Genomic DNA, 15,582 nt, shown 5'->3' with positions numbered 1-15,582 from the left:
CCAGCAAAGGTTACCCCCCTCCCTAACCCTCCCCCCCCAGGGGGGAGGGAACAAGAGGAAAACCCGGCCCATTTAGGAGGGAAAGAACAAGACGTTCCCCGCGTCTCCGTCCTCATCCCCGCGCGGAACGAGGAAGCCGCCATCGCCGCGTGCGTCGAGTCGGTGCTGGCGAATCAATGCGTCGAGCTGGAGTGCGTCGTCCTCGACGACCACTCCGACGACCGCACGGCCGACATCGTCCGTGAGATGGCCGCGAAGGACGCCCGCCTCCGGCTGGAACCCGCCCCGCCGCTGCCGCCGGGGTGGAGCGGCAAGCAGCACGCCTGCTTCGCGCTCGCGCAACTGGCGAAGCACCCGGTCCTCGCGTTCCTCGACGCCGACGTGCGGCTCGCGCCGGACGCCCTCGCCCGGATGGCCGCGTTTCAAAAGGAATCGGGCGCGGCGCTCGTCAGCGGCTTCCCGCGGCAGGAAACCGGGACGCCGTTGGAGAAGCTGGTCATCCCGCTCATCCACTTCCTGCTGCTCGGGTTCCTGCCGTTCGCACAGATGCGCAAGAAGCCGCTGCCCGGCCTCGGCGCGGGGTGCGGTCAGTGGTTCCTAACGGCGCGAGAAGCCTACGACCGGGTCGGCGGGCATTCACATCTTCGGGTGCGGAACTCGTTCCACGACGGGTTGCAGTTGCCGCGGGCGTATCGACTCAGCGGACTGATGACCGACCTATGCGACGTGACCGACTTGGCGACGTGCCGGATGTACCGCACCGCCGGACAGGTGTGGAACGGGCTAGCGAAGAACGCCCGCGAGGGCCTCGCCGCGCCGCGGCTGATCCTGTTCACTACAGCGTTGCTGTTCGGCGGCCAGGTGCTGCCGTTCGCGCTGTTGCCGCTCGTCGGCGAGCTGCCTGTGTGGGCCGAGGTGCTTGTGGCGGCAGCCGTGGTTCTCGCGCTGGCCCCGCGGCTGCATGGGGTGGTGCGGTTCCAGCAGTCGCCCGTCGGCGCGATGCTGCATCCGGTCGGCGTCCTCGCGCTGCTCGGCATCCAGTGGTACGCGACCGTGCGGGCAGTCATCGGCCGACCGGTCGGGTGGAAAGGGCGTGCGAAGCCGAGCTGATGTTTGGTATAATATTGGCAGTACCAATTCGGGGGAATCGACATGACGGACGTAAAGATCACCGACCCCACGCTCGCAACCACATTGCGTCAGGCTTCGGAACCCATGACCATTTGGGGACCGGAAGGGGTGGTCATCGGCTACTTCTCCCCCGCCAAGCCGTCGTACCGGCACATCGCAATCCCCCTCGACGAGGAGGAACTCCGCCGACGGGAACAAGACGACAAGGGGCCGTGGATTCCGGCCGAGCAAGTCCTGGCCAAGCTCCAGGAGCTGAAAAAATGTACGGGGTGATCTGGCGGGAGTCCGCCCTCGACGCGATGGCCGACGCGTATGTCGCGGCCGACCCCAAGCGGCGAAATTCGATCGAGCAGGCGGTGATTCATTTCAACGCCGAGTTGGCGAAGGACCCGTATGAGTTGGGCGAATCTCGCTCTGGTAAGAGAAGGATTGCATTCCAACTCGGGTGTGCGATTACCTTCGTCGTCGATGACCCCATTCCCGGGGTCGTTCGCGTCTCACACTTCTGGACGTTCTGACTTCAACCCATGAAAACACCGCTCCCCACCGGCACACCCACCTACGCCGTCGTCGGGGCCACCGGCGGGATCGGCTCCGAACTCTGCCGCACCCTCGCCGCGTGCGGGGCCAACCTCTTCCTCGGGGCACGCACCGAGGCCCGGCTCGAAGCCCTCACGCTGGAGCTGCGGAAGTCCCACCGCTGCGCCGTCCACGCCTTCCCGCTCGACGCCACCAACTCGGAGGAGGTCGATCTCTTCTTCGCGAAGGCGGTCGAAACTTACGGCAGCGTCCAGGGGGCGACGAACCTCGTCGGCTCGATCCTGCTCAAGCCGGCCCACCAGACGAACGACTACGAGTTCGGCGACACGTTGATGCTGAACCTGAACACCGCCTTCTACGTCCTCCGGGCGGCGGCGCGGGCGATGCTGCCGACCGGCGGGTCGATCGTGCTGGCGTCGTCCGTCGCGGCGAAGATCGGCCTCGTCAACCACGAGGCGATCGCGGCCGCGAAGGGCGGCGTCAACGGCCTCGTCCTGGCCGCGGCGGCGACGTATGCGTCGAAGGGCATCCGCGTGAACGCCGTGGCCCCGGCCCTCGTCCGCACGCCGCTGGCGGAGAAGATCACCGGCAACGAGCTGGCCCTGAAGGCGTCCACGGCCATGCACCCGCTCGGACGGATCGGGGAACCCGCGGACGTGGCCACCGCCGTCGCGTGGTTGCTCGACCCGCAGACGACCTGGGTGACCGGGCAAATCCTCTCCCTCGACGGCGGCATGTCGAGCGTGAAGACGAAGTGACACCGCGATGTCACTCGATCAATTCCTTTTGTGGGCGAACCTCGCCGCGACCGGCACGATGTGCGGCGTCATCCTGTTCGTCCAAGTCGTCCACTACCCGATGATCGACGACTGGGACCGGGCGACGTTCCGCGCCGTCGCCCGGCGGCACCAGCGGCTGACGGCGTTCGTCGTCGGCCCGCCGATGCTCGTGGAACTCGTCGCGACGGTCGCGCTACTGTTCGTGCGACCGACGGGGCTGGCATGGGCCGGGCTGGCGCTCGTCGGCGTGTGGGCGGGCGTCACGGCGTTCGTGTCGATCCCGCTGCACGAGAAGCTAGCCGCCGACGGGTACGACGCCGCGGCGCACCGGCGGTTGGTGCGGACGAACTGGGTCCGCGTCGCCGCGTGGTGGCTGCACGGCGGCGTGTGTGTGGCGATGCTGGCGACGGCCCGGTGAACGACACTCGGCGTGCGGGGAAGTGCGGCGGCGTTTCGTCACGCTGGGCCGAGCCATCCCTCGGGCACTCGCACGCGGGCCGCTTCGTCCCACATGCCGAGGGAGTGAAGCACCTCAGCCAGTACGTCGCGATATAACCATTCGGGTACCAGAAGTTCATAACCGTCTGGCGGCCCCCAAAACCCGTATGCCAGAACGAACCCCTCGGGGATGTGCCGACCCTCGACCTCACGGTCGTATTCGTCCAGGTCACCTGGGTAGGTGATTCCGAAACCGCCGTCGCTGTCCCCGAACCCGTGGCGATCCAAGGCGAACTGGACCAACGACGGCTTATCCGACCAATGGCGAATCGCGGTCAAGGCGGCGAATGTCGGATCGGTTAGCTGCTTCCACACCGTTTGATCTCCGGACCTTTCTCGGACTGTAAGTAGGCACGGCAAACACGTCAAACGAATAGTCTCCTCTTCCCCCTACAACGATCTCATGCTTTCGATCAATTGTCCCTGCTGCCGGGCGTCGAACCCGACCGGGCCGACCTGCCGCCGGTGCTCGGCCGACCTGTCGCTGCTGTTCAAACTGGAGGCGGACCGCGACGCGCTGCTCGCCGCGGCGGGCCGCAACCTCGCCGAAGGCCGAACCGCCGACGCGCTGCCGCTGATCGCGCACGCGGAGGCGCTGCGGGCCGGGCCGGACGTTCATCGACTGCGGGCGGTCGCGAGCCTGCTGGCCGGCGACTTCGCGGCGGCGCTCGCACTTCACCCAGCCGCTCGATAATTGCCCTTCCCTTCGTTCGCTTTGCAATGTAAAGTATCTTCCGCGAGTGACGACGTTCCCCCGGAGTGCTAAGAATAGGCCATCGCAATCCGACTCGAAGTCCCCACACGGATGGACGGTTCGTTGGCTGGCCAACTCTGGGATGATCTGAAGACCCGGCAGGAGGCCGTCGAATCGGCCCTTCGCGCCACGGTCTCCCGGCTCACGGCGTCCGCCCCGCCCGCCCTCGCGGCGGCGATGGCGTACAGCCTGTTCGCGCCCGGCAAGCGGCTCCGGCCGCTGCTCGCCGCGCTCGCGTGCGAGGCCGTCGGCGGCACGACCGAACAGAGCCTGCCGGCCGGATGCGCCGTCGAGATGGTCCACACGTACTCGTTGATCCACGACGACCTGCCGGCGATGGACGACGACGACCTGCGGCGGGGGATGCCGACGAGCCACAAGAAGTTCGGCGAGGCGACCGCGATCCTCGCCGGCGACGCGCTCTTGACGCTGGCGTTCGAGGTGCTGGCCGGCGGTTACCCGCCGCGGACGGCGGCGGTTAGTTGTGTAGAATTAGCGGCCGCCGCCGGGGCCGTCGGGATGGTCGGCGGGCAGGTGCTCGACCTGGAGGCGGAAACCGGCGGTGTCGCGGACGCGGCCGGGTTGGAGAACATCCACCGCCGCAAGACCGGCGCGCTGTTCCGCGGCTCCCTGCGGCTCGGCGTGTTCGCCGCCCTCGGCGAGACCGGCGTGCCGCCGACGGCGCTGGCCGCCATCGACCGGTACGCGGCCGCGTTCGGGCTGGCGTTCCAGGTGACGGACGACCTGCTCGACGTGGAATCGACGGCGGAGAAAACCGGCAAGAACGTCAACAAGGACGCGGCGCGGGGTAAATTAACCTATCCTGGGCTGCTGGGAATCGAGGCGAGTCGGGCGAAGGCCCGCGAGTTGGGGGCCGAGGCGGTGGCGGCGGCCGCGTCCTTCGGGCCGAAGGGCAAGCTGCTGGCCGAGCTGGCGAAGTACGTGGCAGAGAGGGATCGCTGAACCAGTGGTCAGGCGTCAGGCGTCAGGCGTCAGGCGTCAGGCGTCAGGGAAGACCGGATTTCGGTTTTCTCTGACGCCTGACCCCTGATTCCTGACCCCTGATTCCTGAACACTCCACCACAGTGGGGATGTCCATGTCGAAGGTCGAGCTGCTACCCAAGATTCAGAAGCCGGCCGACTTGCAAGGGCTGTCGGACGCGCAACTGAACCGGCTGGCGGACGAGATCCGCGGCGAGTTGGTCCGGGTGCTGACCACCCGCTCGGCCCACTTCGCCAGCAACCTCGGCGTCGTCGAGTTGTGCCTGGCGCTGCACCTCACGTTCGACTTCGCGAAGGACCGGCTCATTTGGGACACCGGCCACCAGATTTACCCGCACAAGCTCATCACCGGCCGGTACGACCGGTTCCACACGATCCGCACGAAGGGCGGCCTCATGGGGTTCCCGAACCCCGCCGAGTCGCCCTACGACCTGTTCATGACCGGCCACGCCGGGGCCAGCGTTTCCACCATCTCCGGGCTGAAGGCCGGGGATGATTTGCTCGGCAACAAGGACCGGCACGCGGTCGCGGTCATCGGCGACGGCGCGCTGCCCAGCGGCATGGTGTTCGAGGCGTTCAACAACATCGCCGGCCTCGGCCAGGACGTGCTCGTCGTCCTCAACGACAACAAGATGGGCATCTGCCCGCGGACCGGCGGCCTCGCGCAGTACCTCGACCAGTGCCGGATCACCGGCCTCTACCAGGGCGGCAAGCGGACGCTCAACGACCTGCTGAAGCAAATCCCGCTCGTCGGCGAGGCGGCCCGGTCGTCGCTCGAGAGCCTCCGCGACGGGCTGAAGGCGTTCTTCAAGGACGGGATGCTGTTCGAGGAGTTCGGGTTCCGGTACTTCGGCCCATTCGACGGCCACGACCTGCACGGGATGCGGAAGATCCTCCGCGACCTGAAGGGGCAGAAGGGGCCGATCCTGCTGCACGTCTTCACGAACAAGGGGCACGGCGTCCCGGAGGCGGCCGACGACCCGGTGACGTACCACGCCCCGCCGGTGTTCGAGAAGCTGGGGCCGGGCGGCGAAATCCTCAGCATGAAGAAGGGCAGCGCCAAGGCGTACACGGACGCGATGTCCGCGGCGATCTTCAACGTGCTGAAGGACGACCCGAAGGCGTGCGTCATCACGGCCGCGATGTGCCAGGGGAACAAGCTGGAGAAGGTCCGGGACGGGTTCCCGAAGCAGTTCTTCGACACCGGCATCTGCGAGAGCCACGCCGTCGCGTTCGCCGCCGGGATGGCCAAGGCCGGGGCGCGGCCGATCGTGGACATCTACTCGACGTTCCTGCAGCGGAGCTTCGACCAAATCTTCCAGGAAGTGTGCTTGCAGAACCTGCCGGTCGTACTCACGCTGGACCGGGCCGGGGTCGCCGGGCCGGACGGCCCGACGCACCACGGCGTGTTCGACGTGCCGTACCTGCGGCTGTTCCCGAACATGGTGTCGATGGCCCCCGGCGACGAGGCGGACGTCGAGCCGATGCTGCGGTTCGCGATGGCCCACAACGGGCCGATCAGCCTCCGCTACCCGAAGGCGAACCTCGAACGCATCGACCGGTCGGTGACGCCGATCGAACTCGGCAAGGCCGAGGTCATCGAGTGGGGCGAGGACGGCTGCTTCGTGGCCTTCGGCGAGCGGACGGTCGCGTGCATGGCCGCGGCGAAGAAGCTGAAGGACGAAGACGGGCTGAACTTCGGCGTCATCAACGCCCGGTTCGTGAAGCCGCTCGACACGGAAACGATCTTGAAGGCGGTGGACTTGCTGCCGCTGGTGGTGACGGTTGAGGAAGGGACGCTCGAAGGCGGGTTCGGCAGCGCCGTGCTGGAGGCGGCGAACGCGGCCGGGCTGGACACGCGGACCGTGGTGCGGCGGGGCTTCGCCGACCGGTTCATCGAGCACGGCGAGCGCGGCGAGCTGCTAGCCGACGCCGGGCTGGACGCGGCCGGGCTGGTGGCCGTGGTGCGGAAGCACCGCGAGGCGGACGCCGAGGCGGGGAGCCTGAGCGGCGCGGGGATCGGGTAACGTGTTTGGCGAGCCGAGCGGCGTAAGCCGCCGGGTGAGGGCGCGTTACCCGGCGGCTTACGCCGCTCGGCTCGCCGGTCTCAGTTAACGAGTCCTCGCACCGCCTCCACCGTCACCTCCGCCAGCGTCGGCACCACGAGCTTCGCCCCCGCGGCCCGGAGCTTCTCCGCCGGGTGGTGGCCCACGAACGTCACCGCCACGCACGCCATGCCGCCGGCCGCCGCCGCCTCGACGCCGGCCACCGCGTCCTCGAACACCACGCACCGCCGCGGGTCCACGCCGATCCCCGCCGCCCCCTTCAGAAACACCTCCGGGTCGGGCTTCCCCCGCGTCACGTCTTCGCCGCTGACGATCGCCTGGAAGTAGTCGCGCGTCCCGGTCGCGGCCAGCAGCAAGTCGAGGTTCCCCCGCGGGGCCGACGACCCGACCGCCTGCGGCCACCCGGCCGCCGCGAACGCCGCCAACAGTTCCCGCACGCCGGGCAACAGCTGCGTCGCGCCGGCCCGGACCATGTCGCGGTATAGCGTTTCCTTCCGCAGCGCCAGGGAATCGCATTTCGCGTCGTCCGCGGCCGGGTCGTACAGCGTGCGGATGATCTCCGGGTTCCGCCAGCCGAACGTCCGGGCGAAGTCCTCCCGCGTGAACGGCCGGCCGATCTCGGCTGAAAGTTGCTGCCACGCCAAGAAGTGTTGCTCGGCCGTATCGACCAGCGTGCCGTCCACGTCCCACAGGATGCCGATCGTATCACCCGCCATGGTCGGGAGTCTCCCTCGTTCGCGGGGCGCTGCCTTGTGGCCCCAACCTTCTCGTGATAGCACACATGGCAGGGTTTGACTTTTCCGAATGTTGACCAAAACTCTCCCATAAGGAATGGCTCGCCCCCGGTCCGTCCCGATGGCACACCCCCAAACCGCTTCCCTGCTCCGCGACGGCATCGCCGCCGCACAGTCTGGCAACAAGGTCCGCGCGCGCTTCATCATCCGCCAGGTCGTCGGCCTGGAGGCCGAGAACGAGGTCGCGTGGCTGTGGCTGGCGAACGTCGCCGCCGACCCGGCCGAGGCCCTGTCCTGCCTCCGCACCGTCCTCAAGCTCAACCCGGACAACCGGCACGCCCGCGCCGGCCTCGTGTCCGCCATCATCCGCGCCGCCATCGACCACGCCCAGCGGAAGGAGTTCCCGCCGGCCCGCCTCCTCCTCCGGGAGGCCCTCGACCTCGACCCGAAGAACGAGCACGCGCTCCTGTGGATGGCCGGCGTCTCGACGTACCCGACCGACTCGATCCGGTACCTGCGGAAGGTGCTGGAGATCAACCCGAACAACGAGCGGGCGAAGCAGGGGCTGGCCCAGTACAAGGCGCAGGAGGGGACGTGGCCGTGCCCCCTGTGCGAGGCGATGCACCCGCAGCCGGTCGAGCGGTGCCCGGCGTGCAAGGCGGTCGTGACGCTGAACGCCCCGGCCTCGTTCGACCAGCCGACCGGGGCGGACGAGACGGCGATGGGCCGGGCGATCGCCCGGCTGACCCCGCAGGCGCAGAAGGCCCCCGGCAGCGCCGCGGCGTTCTGCCTCGGGCTGGCGTACCTGAACATCGGCCAGCCGTCGGAAGCCATCCGCGTGTTCAACACGGCCGCCACCCGGCTGGACGCGGACGCCAACTGGAAGGCCCAGGTCCACAAGTTGGCGACCCACTGGCGGAGCGCCGCCGCCCACCGGCCGACGAAGGCGGACACCGCGACCGCCCCGCCGCTCGTCATGGTCGTGGACGACAGCGCCACCGTCCGGAAGCTGGTGACCGTCGCCCTCCAGGGGGCCGGCTACCGGGTGTTCAGCCTCGCGGACGGCCTGCAGGTCGCGGACGGGCTGAAGGCGCACGGCGTCCCCGCGCTGGCGATCCTGGACATCAACATGCCCGGCCTCGACGGGTTCGGCGTCTGCGCGCTGTTGAAGGAGACCCCGGCGACGGCGAAGGTGCCGGTCGTGTTCCTGACCGGCAAGGACGGGTTCTTCAACAAGATGCGCGGCAAGTGGGCCGGCGCGGTCGAGTACCTGACGAAGCCGTTCCAACCGAAGGCGCTGGTCGAAGTGGTCGGCAAGATCGTTCCCGTAAGGAAGTAACCCCGCCCCCGTAACGTCCCCCTCGTAGCTGGATGGGTATGAGTTCGAGTGCGTTCAAGTTCACGACGGCCCGGCCGGAGTACGCCGCGGGCAACACGGTCGCGTCCGCGCAGGACACGCTGGACACGCAGGCCGTGCTGGACACCGACTTGCTGACGCGGCCGGTGTTCGCCGCCCGCGACGCCGAGTGGGAGGCGGAGTTGCTCACGCACCTCTCCGAACAGGAGCAGCGGCTACGGGAGTTCACCCGGTCGCGGTTCCGGGCCGACCCGCACGGCGTCCTGCTGCTGGCCGTGCGGACGGTGCAGGCGATCGACGCGTACACCGCCTGCCACGCGGAGCGGGCGACGCTCATCCGCGCGCACCTGCCGGAGACGCGGAAGGGGGCGGATCAGTACCTGCGGGAGGCGGCCGGGCTGCCGCGGCCGGCCCCGGCGCGGACGCTGTTCGGGTTCGCGGTCTCGGCCCCGCGGATCGACCCGGTCGTCCGCGGCGAGTGCGTCCGGCTACTGAGCGGCCTGCCGCCGGTGATCGAGGGGTACCTGCTGTTGCTCGGCAACGGGTTCGCGACCGGCCAGTCGGCCGCGAAGTGGGTCGAGACGTGCGGCGTGTTCGTCCGCCAACTGACGAAGCTGACGAAGCACATCACGGAGTGATTTGTGGATTTGTAGGGTGTGTCGAGTCTTCGAGGCCCACCGCTCTTATTCCCTCTCCCCCGGCTTTGCGGGGGAGAGGCTTAATCCTACAGCCGTAGTTGCTAAAGTTGCCCCCGCTACGGGTTGCGGCGCGGGGCACGGCATGTCCGGACGACCGACGCGGGCAACCGTCGAGCAGTGGCCCGGGAAGTCGAGGCCGTGGCCGAACGGCTCGGCCCGCGGTTCGCCCGGAGCGAGCCCCGCCAGCGGGCGGTCGGCTACCTCCGGGGGTTGCTCGGCGACGCCGAACGCAAGAACGGTTGGCAACTGGCCGAGCCCCTCGGCGAGGCGACTCCCGACGGGGTGCAGCCCCTGCTCGCCCGGGCCGACGGGGACGCCGACGCCGTCCGCGACGACCGGCTCGGGAACGGGGCCGAACACCTGGGCGACCCGGGCGGGGTGCGGATCGTCGACGAGCACGCGGATGGTCGAGCGGGCGGTCGCCGGGGGATCGCCCGCCCGGCGGGGGACGGCCGACGCGGTGTACGGGTCGGACTACTCATTCCGGATCGGCCTGGGAAATCAAGGCTTGGGCTACGTCCTGGCGGTGCGGACGGACTTCGCGGTCACGGTCGGGTTCGGGCGAAGGCGTTGCTCGCCGAGGTGCCGGCGGACGCGTGGCCGCGGCTGAGCAGCGGGGCGGGCCGCAAGGGGCCGCGGTGGTACGAGTGGGCGCGGACGCGGCTCAATTGTCCGAACCCGCCGCGGTGCCAGCGGTGGCGGCTGATCCGGCGGAGCCCGTCCCGCCCGTCCGACGTGTCGGACTTCGTGTGCGGCGGGCGGCCGGCGACGGCGCTCGCCGAGTCGGTCACGGTCGCCGGGAAGCGGTGGGTCGTCGAGGAGTGTTTCGAACCCGCCGAGGGCGGCGGCGGGCTAGACGAGTACGAGGTGCGGAGCCGGACCGGCTGGCACCGGCACGTGACGCTCGGCCCGTTCGCGTTGGCCGTGGTCGCCGTCATCCGCTCGCGGGTACGGCCGGCGCGGCGGGAAAAGGGGGCGAGCGCCCGATCCGCCGGAGCGTGCCCGAGGAGCGGAAGCTACTCCTCAAACTGGTGTGAGCGTTCGTCCCAGAAGCCGAAGGGGTGCTGGCGTGGTCGGCGTGGCGGCGGCGACACCAACACCGGGCAATGGATTGCCACTACAAGAAACGCGGGGCCAGACCGCCCGACTGATCAACTACGGCTGTAGGACTAGGCGGGTGTGATGAGTCACCGAGAGCGAACGGCTTCATCCATCGGAGGCAGCCTTGACCCCCCACCCTAACCCTCCCCGTCAACGGGGGAGGGGACAAGAAGTCGCTGCCCCAACGCTGCCCCTCGCTACCCACCCCGTCCCCGCCTAGAATCCGCTCCACCACCCCTTTCCATTCGGAGCGATTCATGACTCGCTTTTTCCTCTCCCTCGGCCTCCTCGCGATGACGGCTCTGGCCGCCGTCGCCGAGAACAAGAAGCTCTTGCTCGTCACCCATAGCGGCGGGTTCGTTCACGCGTCCGTCGCCACGGCCGAGACGCTGCTCAAGGAGGTCGGCCCGAAGCACGGGTACGACGTGACGTGCTGGCGGTACACCGGCGACCCCGCCGACCCGAAGTTCGCGAAGGTGCAGGAGAACTTTCGCAAGGCCACGAAGCTGCCCATCGAGCCGGAGCACTGCGGGCGGATCAACAAGGAGACGCTCAAGAAGTTCGACGCCGTGCTGTTCTTCACGACCGGCAGCGGCCCGCAGAAGGGCAACGTCGGCCCGCTGAACAAGGAGGAGCTGCAAGACCTGATCGACTGGGTGAAGGCCGGCGGCGCGTTCGCCGGGTCGCACTGCGCCAGCGACACGCTGTACGACACGATCTACGGCGAGTTCATCGGCGGGTTCTTCAAGACGCACCCGCCGGGCATCCAGAACGTGAAGCTCAAGATCGAAGACCCGAAGCACCCGGCGGCGGCCGGGTTCACGGACGGGCAGCCCTACGCGGACGAGATTTACATCTTCCACGACGAGCCGTACAGCCGGGACAAGCTGCACATCATCCTGAGCTGCGAGAAGGGGTCGTTCGAGCCGAAGCAGAACGGCCGGAAGGACGGCGACTACGCGATCTCGTGGTGCCGGGAAGAGGGGAAGGGGAAGGTCTTCTACACGTCGCTGGGCCACCAGGACAAGGTGTGGAAGGACGCGGCGTTCCAGAAGCACCTGTTCGGCGGCCTCGACTGGGCGACGGGGAAGCTCCCCGGCGACGCCACGCCGACGGGGAAGGGGAAGTAACGGCGGCCCTGTAGGGCGGGTCAAGGCTTTGCGCCGACCCGCCGACGCCACCCGCGCCCCGGCGGGTCGGCGCAAAGCCTTGACCCGCCCTACAAGACCGACCAACAGCCGATAGGGGGTCGCCGCGCCGCTATAATCATCAGACCCGGACCCGAGACTCGGAACGCTGATGAAGATCGTCAACTACCCCCACCCCGCCCTGCGGGCGAAGTGCAAGCCGGTCGCGAACATCGACAAGGACGTGCGGCTCGCGGCCGGCGAGATGCTGGACCTGATGTACAAGCGGGAGGGCCTCGGCCTCGCCGCCCCGCAGGTGACGCTCGACTACCAACTCATCGTCCTGAACTTCGAGGGCGAGCCGGACCGCAAGGACCAGGAAGTCGTCGCGATCAACCCGGTCGTCATCGAGTCGAAGGGGGCCGAGAAGGACCGCGAGGGCTGCCTGAGCTTCCCCGGCCTGTACCAGGACATCCGCCGGGCGAAGACCGTGACGGTGCAGTTCTACGACCTCGACGGCAAGCTCCAGACGATGACCTGCTCGGACCTGGCCGCCCGCATCTGGCAGCACGAGATCGACCACCTCAACGGCGTCCTGTTCATCGACAAGATGGGGCCGCTGCAGCGGTTCTCCAGCCGCACCGACATCCACAACCTGATGGTCGAGTTCGACGACGACAAGAAGCGCGGCCGCCTCCCGCCCGACATGGAACCGCGGTTGTGAAACGTCATCAGTGATTGGTTATCGGTTATTGGAGCTGTCGCACGGACGAAGGCCCTTCATGGGTGCGACAGCTCCAATAACGAATCACAAATAACGGATGACGACAATGCGCATCGTGATGATGGGGACCGGCACGTTCGCGGAGCCGACGTTCGAGGCGCTGCTCGCGGCGAAGGAGAACGTCGTCGGCCTCGTCACGCAGCCGGACCGGGACGTGGGCCGCCGGACCGGGGCGTCGCGGCAGGTCGGGAAGGGCCTCGCGAGCATCGCCGCGGCCGCCGGCGTGCCGGTCGCGCAACCCGCGAGCATCAACACGCCGGACGGGCTGGCGGAACTGGCGGCGTTCGCCCCGGACCTGGTCGTCGTCGCGGCCTACGGGCAAATCCTGAAGCCGGCCGTGATCGCGACGCCGCCGCTGGGGATGATTAACGTCCACGCGTCGCTGCTACCGAAGTATCGCGGGGCCGCGCCCGTGGCCTACGCCATCTGGAAGGGCGAGACGCGGACCGGCGTGACGATCATCCGCATCACCCCCGGCCTCGACTCCGGCGACATGCTCGCGCGGGGCGAGCTGGACATCCTCCCCGACGAGACGGCCGGCGAACTCGAATCGCGGCTGGCCCCGCTGGGCGCGAAGTTGTGCCTAGACGTGGTGGCGAAGCTGAAGCTCGGCCCGGTGAGCGGCGTGAAGCAAGACCCGGCGCTCGTGACGAAGGCCCCGAAGCTAACGAAGGAGATGGGCCTGATCGACTGGTCGCGGCCGGCCGAGGAGGTGGCGCGGCAGGTCCGCGCGATGCAGCCGTGGCCGACGGCGTACACGTTCTTCCACCGCCCCGGCAAGGAGCCGATGCGGGTGATCGTCAATCGAGCGCGGGTCGGTGCGATACCGGACGGGGTTGAGCATGCACAGCCGGGCCACGTTCTTGTTGACGCGAAGCAAACGATTTGTGTGATGTGCGGTGACTGGTCGGCGGTCGAGTTGCTGGAACTCCAGCCGTCTGGCAAGAAGAGGATGCCGTGTCCAGAATTTCTCCGCGGTCACCCGGTTCAACTGCTCGACCGGTTCGGGCCGGAGAAGCTGACGTGATATACTGTTCGTGTCTCGACCGGGAGGAGCCATGACCGCGACGGCAACCGCACCTGCAAGCGTGGATCTCTCCGCGATCCTTGAACTGCCCGTGCAGGATCGCATCGAGATCGCGCACATCATCCTCGACAGCATCGCGGCCGATACGCCGCGGCCGCCGTTGAGCGAGGAGTTCAAGCAAGAACTCCGGCGACGACGGGACGAGGCCCGTGCCAATCCGGGAGACGACATCCCGTGGGAGGAGATCAAGGCGGCGTCGCTTGCCAGGTGTCAGCAATGACCTTGCCCATCGTGTTCCGCCCGCTCGCGCGGGTGGAGTATGACGACGATTGCGAATTCTACACCCGCAAGAGCCGCGCGGCGGGTGCCAAGTTTGTCCGCGCCGTCGAAGGCGCGTTGAGCATCATTTCTGGTCAACCAGACCGCTACCCGATTGCCGAGGACGACATTCGGGAGGCCCCCGTGATGGGGTTCCCGTACTGCGTCTACTACGTGGTCGAGGCAGACCGAATCCGCGTCCTTTCCGTCTTCCACAACAGTCGCGACCCGGCGATTTGGAAGGGCCGCCGGTAACCCGCCATGACCACCGCCCGCCGCGTCGCGGCCGACGTGCTGCACCTCGCCCGCGCCCGCAAGCAGTTCGCCTCCGAGATCGTCGAGGAGCAGGCCGGCACGCTCCCGCCGCAGGAGCGGCGGCTCGTCACGCAGCTCGTCATGGGCGTCGTCCGCCGCCGGGCCACGCTCGACGCCCTGCTCAAGCCGTTCGTCAAGACGCCGCACCACGCCGTCCAGCCGCGGGTGTGGGACGTGCTGCACCTCGGCGCGTTCCAGCTCGCGCTGCTCACCCACGTCCCGCGGCACGCGGCCGTCCACGAGTCGGTCGAACTCGCCCCGCACGTCGGCAGCCCGCAGGCGAAGGGGTTCGTCAACGGCGTCCTGCGGCGGGTCAGCGAACTCGTCACCGACGAGTTCGTCGACTTCCCGTACTCCGACACGCTGCCGGTCGAGGGCAACTACCGCAAGCTGACCAAGCCCGTCTTCGCCGACCCGGACGGGAACGAGGCGGCGTACCTCGCGGCCGCGTTCTCGTGGCCGCGGTGGCTCGCCGACCGCTGGCTGAAGCAGCACGACTGGCACGAGTGCCTGCGGCTCGGCTTCTGGTTCAACGCGCCGCCCCCGCTGTGGCTGCGGGTGAACAAGCTGCGGTCGGACCGCGAGGCGTACCGCCTCCGCCTCGCGGCCGCCACCATCGCCGCCGAGCCGGGCGAGCACCCGCAGTCGCTGCGGCTGCCGGACGGCGGGTCGGTCCGCGAACTGCCCGGCTACCACGACGGCGACTTCGCCGTGCAGGACGTGTCAGCGATGGCCGTGGCCGCCGCCCTCAACCCGTCGCCGGGGATGCGGGTCCTCGACCTGTGCGCCGCCCCCGGCGGGAAGACGACGCACCTCGCGGAGCTGATGCAGAACCGCGGCCAGATCGTCGCGTGCGACGTGGACCAGCGGCGGCTCGACACGGTGACAGCGCTGTGTCAGCGGCTCGGCGTTTCCATCGTTGAAACGAAGTTGTTGAAGGAGACCGAGGAGCCGCCGGCCGGGCCGTTCGACGCGGCCCTGGTGGACGTGCCGTGCAGCAACACCGGCGTCCTCGGCCGCCGGCCGGAGGTCCGCTGGCGGATCCAACCCCGCGAGTTCGAGTTCCTCATCCGCCTACAAACGCGGCTGCTGCTGAACGCCATCGACCGCGTGAAGCCCGGCGGCGTCATCGTCTACTCGACGTGCAGCATCGAGCGGGACGAGAACCAGGGCGTGGTGTCGGCCGTGCGACGGGCGATCAAGGGGCTGACGCTGGAGGTGGAACACGCCGCGGTCCCCGGCCGCCCCGGCGACGGCGGGTACTGGGCACGATTGCGGAAGGCAAATTAAAACCGATTTCACCGCGGAGGGCGCAGAGGGCGCGGAGAAAAACCAAGAGAGTTTAGAAATC

The 15,582-nt window shown here is 68.6% G+C and carries 19 protein-coding genes and 1 pseudogene; 18 read left to right on the top strand and 2 right to left on the bottom strand.

Annotation, left to right across the window (positions count from 1 at the left end; translation table 11 throughout):
• The 5 genes from AC5JJ2_RS24300 to AC5JJ2_RS24280 form a co-directional block, all read left to right on the top strand.
• A partial coding sequence (locus tag AC5JJ2_RS24300; protein ID WP_495860634.1) for a glycosyltransferase occupies positions 1 to 1,110 on the top strand: 1,110 nt, incomplete at its 5' end.
• A 105-nt stretch (positions 1,111 to 1,215) separates the two neighbouring features.
• On the top strand, positions 1,216 to 1,404 hold the full coding sequence (locus AC5JJ2_RS24295) for a hypothetical protein (RefSeq protein ID WP_495860633.1): 189 nt from the start codon (positions 1,216 to 1,218) through the stop codon (positions 1,402 to 1,404).
• On the top strand, positions 1,392 to 1,649 hold the full coding sequence (locus AC5JJ2_RS24290; RefSeq protein ID WP_495860632.1) for a hypothetical protein: 258 nt from the start codon (positions 1,392 to 1,394) through the stop codon (positions 1,647 to 1,649). Before AC5JJ2_RS24295 ends, AC5JJ2_RS24290 begins: the two co-directional genes overlap by 13 nt.
• Positions 1,650 to 1,658: 9 nt before the next feature.
• The gene (locus AC5JJ2_RS24285; protein WP_495860631.1) at positions 1,659 to 2,429 is read left to right on the top strand and encodes an SDR family NAD(P)-dependent oxidoreductase; all 771 of its coding nucleotides are present in this window, start codon (positions 1,659 to 1,661) and stop codon (positions 2,427 to 2,429) included.
• A 7-nt stretch (positions 2,430 to 2,436) separates the two neighbouring features.
• A complete protein-coding gene (locus AC5JJ2_RS24280) occupies positions 2,437 to 2,868 on the top strand; it encodes a hypothetical protein (protein WP_495860630.1) in 432 nt (143 codons plus the stop codon).
• Positions 2,869 to 2,906: 38 nt separating this feature from the next.
• Here the strand turns inward: AC5JJ2_RS24280 and AC5JJ2_RS24275 are convergent, their stop codons facing one another.
• Positions 2,907 to 3,263, bottom strand: a complete 357-nt coding sequence (locus AC5JJ2_RS24275) for a hypothetical protein (RefSeq protein ID WP_495860629.1) — start codon at positions 3,261 to 3,263, stop codon at positions 2,907 to 2,909.
• 88 nt (positions 3,264 to 3,351) lie between these two features.
• Between AC5JJ2_RS24275 and AC5JJ2_RS24270 the strand changes: the two genes are divergently transcribed.
• The 3 genes from AC5JJ2_RS24270 (at position 3,352) to dxs (ending at position 6,731) form a co-directional block, all read left to right on the top strand.
• The gene (locus tag AC5JJ2_RS24270; RefSeq protein WP_495860628.1) at positions 3,352 to 3,642 is read left to right on the top strand and encodes a hypothetical protein; all 291 of its coding nucleotides are present in this window, start codon (positions 3,352 to 3,354) and stop codon (positions 3,640 to 3,642) included.
• 111 nt (positions 3,643 to 3,753) lie between these two features.
• On the top strand, positions 3,754 to 4,665 hold the full coding sequence (locus tag AC5JJ2_RS24265; RefSeq protein ID WP_495860627.1) for a polyprenyl synthetase family protein: 912 nt from the start codon (positions 3,754 to 3,756) through the stop codon (positions 4,663 to 4,665).
• Positions 4,666 to 4,799: 134 nt separating this feature from the next.
• The gene (gene dxs / locus AC5JJ2_RS24260) at positions 4,800 to 6,731 is read left to right on the top strand and encodes a 1-deoxy-D-xylulose-5-phosphate synthase (protein WP_495860626.1); all 1,932 of its coding nucleotides are present in this window, start codon (positions 4,800 to 4,802) and stop codon (positions 6,729 to 6,731) included.
• Positions 6,732 to 6,811: 80 nt separating this feature from the next.
• On the opposite strand, the gene AC5JJ2_RS24255 is transcribed toward dxs, so the two are convergent.
• Positions 6,812 to 7,486 carry an HAD family hydrolase gene (locus AC5JJ2_RS24255; RefSeq protein WP_495860625.1) on the bottom strand — a complete coding sequence of 225 codons (675 nt, stop codon included), beginning with the start codon at positions 7,484 to 7,486 and terminating at the stop codon, positions 6,812 to 6,814.
• A 139-nt stretch (positions 7,487 to 7,625) separates the two neighbouring features.
• On the opposite strand from AC5JJ2_RS24255, the gene AC5JJ2_RS24250 reads away from it, so the two are divergent.
• The 10 genes and pseudogenes from AC5JJ2_RS24250 to rsmB all read left to right on the top strand — a co-directional run bounded on the left by AC5JJ2_RS24250 (position 7,626) and on the right by rsmB (position 15,521).
• Positions 7,626 to 8,843: a response regulator gene (locus tag AC5JJ2_RS24250; RefSeq protein ID WP_495860624.1), complete on the top strand. Its 1,218-nt coding sequence runs from the start codon at positions 7,626 to 7,628 to the stop codon at positions 8,841 to 8,843.
• Between the two features lie 38 nt (positions 8,844 to 8,881).
• Positions 8,882 to 9,499 carry a hypothetical protein gene (locus tag AC5JJ2_RS24245; RefSeq protein ID WP_495860623.1) on the top strand — a complete coding sequence of 206 codons (618 nt, stop codon included), beginning with the start codon at positions 8,882 to 8,884 and terminating at the stop codon, positions 9,497 to 9,499.
• Between the two features lie 142 nt (positions 9,500 to 9,641).
• Positions 9,642 to 9,955: pseudogene (locus AC5JJ2_RS24240) on the top strand (IS701 family transposase); the annotation flags it as partial.
• Between the two features lie 174 nt (positions 9,956 to 10,129).
• Positions 10,130 to 10,726, top strand: a complete 597-nt coding sequence (locus AC5JJ2_RS24235; RefSeq protein ID WP_495860635.1) for a hypothetical protein — start codon at positions 10,130 to 10,132, stop codon at positions 10,724 to 10,726.
• A gap of 191 nt (positions 10,727 to 10,917) precedes the next feature.
• Entirely contained in the window at positions 10,918 to 11,790 is an 873-nt protein-coding gene (locus AC5JJ2_RS24230; RefSeq protein ID WP_495860622.1) for a ThuA domain-containing protein, read from the top strand.
• A gap of 169 nt (positions 11,791 to 11,959) precedes the next feature.
• On the top strand, positions 11,960 to 12,511 hold the full coding sequence (def, locus tag AC5JJ2_RS24225) for a peptide deformylase (RefSeq protein ID WP_495860621.1): 552 nt from the start codon (positions 11,960 to 11,962) through the stop codon (positions 12,509 to 12,511).
• Positions 12,512 to 12,617: 106 nt separating this feature from the next.
• The gene (gene fmt / locus AC5JJ2_RS24220; protein WP_495860620.1) at positions 12,618 to 13,598 is read left to right on the top strand and encodes a methionyl-tRNA formyltransferase; all 981 of its coding nucleotides are present in this window, start codon (positions 12,618 to 12,620) and stop codon (positions 13,596 to 13,598) included.
• Between the two features lie 31 nt (positions 13,599 to 13,629).
• Positions 13,630 to 13,878: an addiction module protein gene (locus AC5JJ2_RS24215; protein WP_495860619.1), complete on the top strand. Its 249-nt coding sequence runs from the start codon at positions 13,630 to 13,632 to the stop codon at positions 13,876 to 13,878.
• Complete coding sequence (locus AC5JJ2_RS24210; RefSeq protein ID WP_495860618.1) at positions 13,875 to 14,171, top strand: type II toxin-antitoxin system RelE/ParE family toxin; 297 nt, start codon at positions 13,875 to 13,877, stop codon at positions 14,169 to 14,171. Before AC5JJ2_RS24215 ends, AC5JJ2_RS24210 begins: the two co-directional genes overlap by 4 nt.
• 6 nt (positions 14,172 to 14,177) lie before the next feature.
• The gene (rsmB, locus tag AC5JJ2_RS24205; RefSeq protein ID WP_495860617.1) at positions 14,178 to 15,521 is read left to right on the top strand and encodes a 16S rRNA (cytosine(967)-C(5))-methyltransferase RsmB; all 1,344 of its coding nucleotides are present in this window, start codon (positions 14,178 to 14,180) and stop codon (positions 15,519 to 15,521) included.
• The last annotated feature ends 61 nt before the right edge of the window (positions 15,522 to 15,582 follow it).

The organism is Limnoglobus sp., from assembly GCF_059499385.1.
This window is presented reverse-complemented; position numbering and strand designations above follow the sequence as displayed.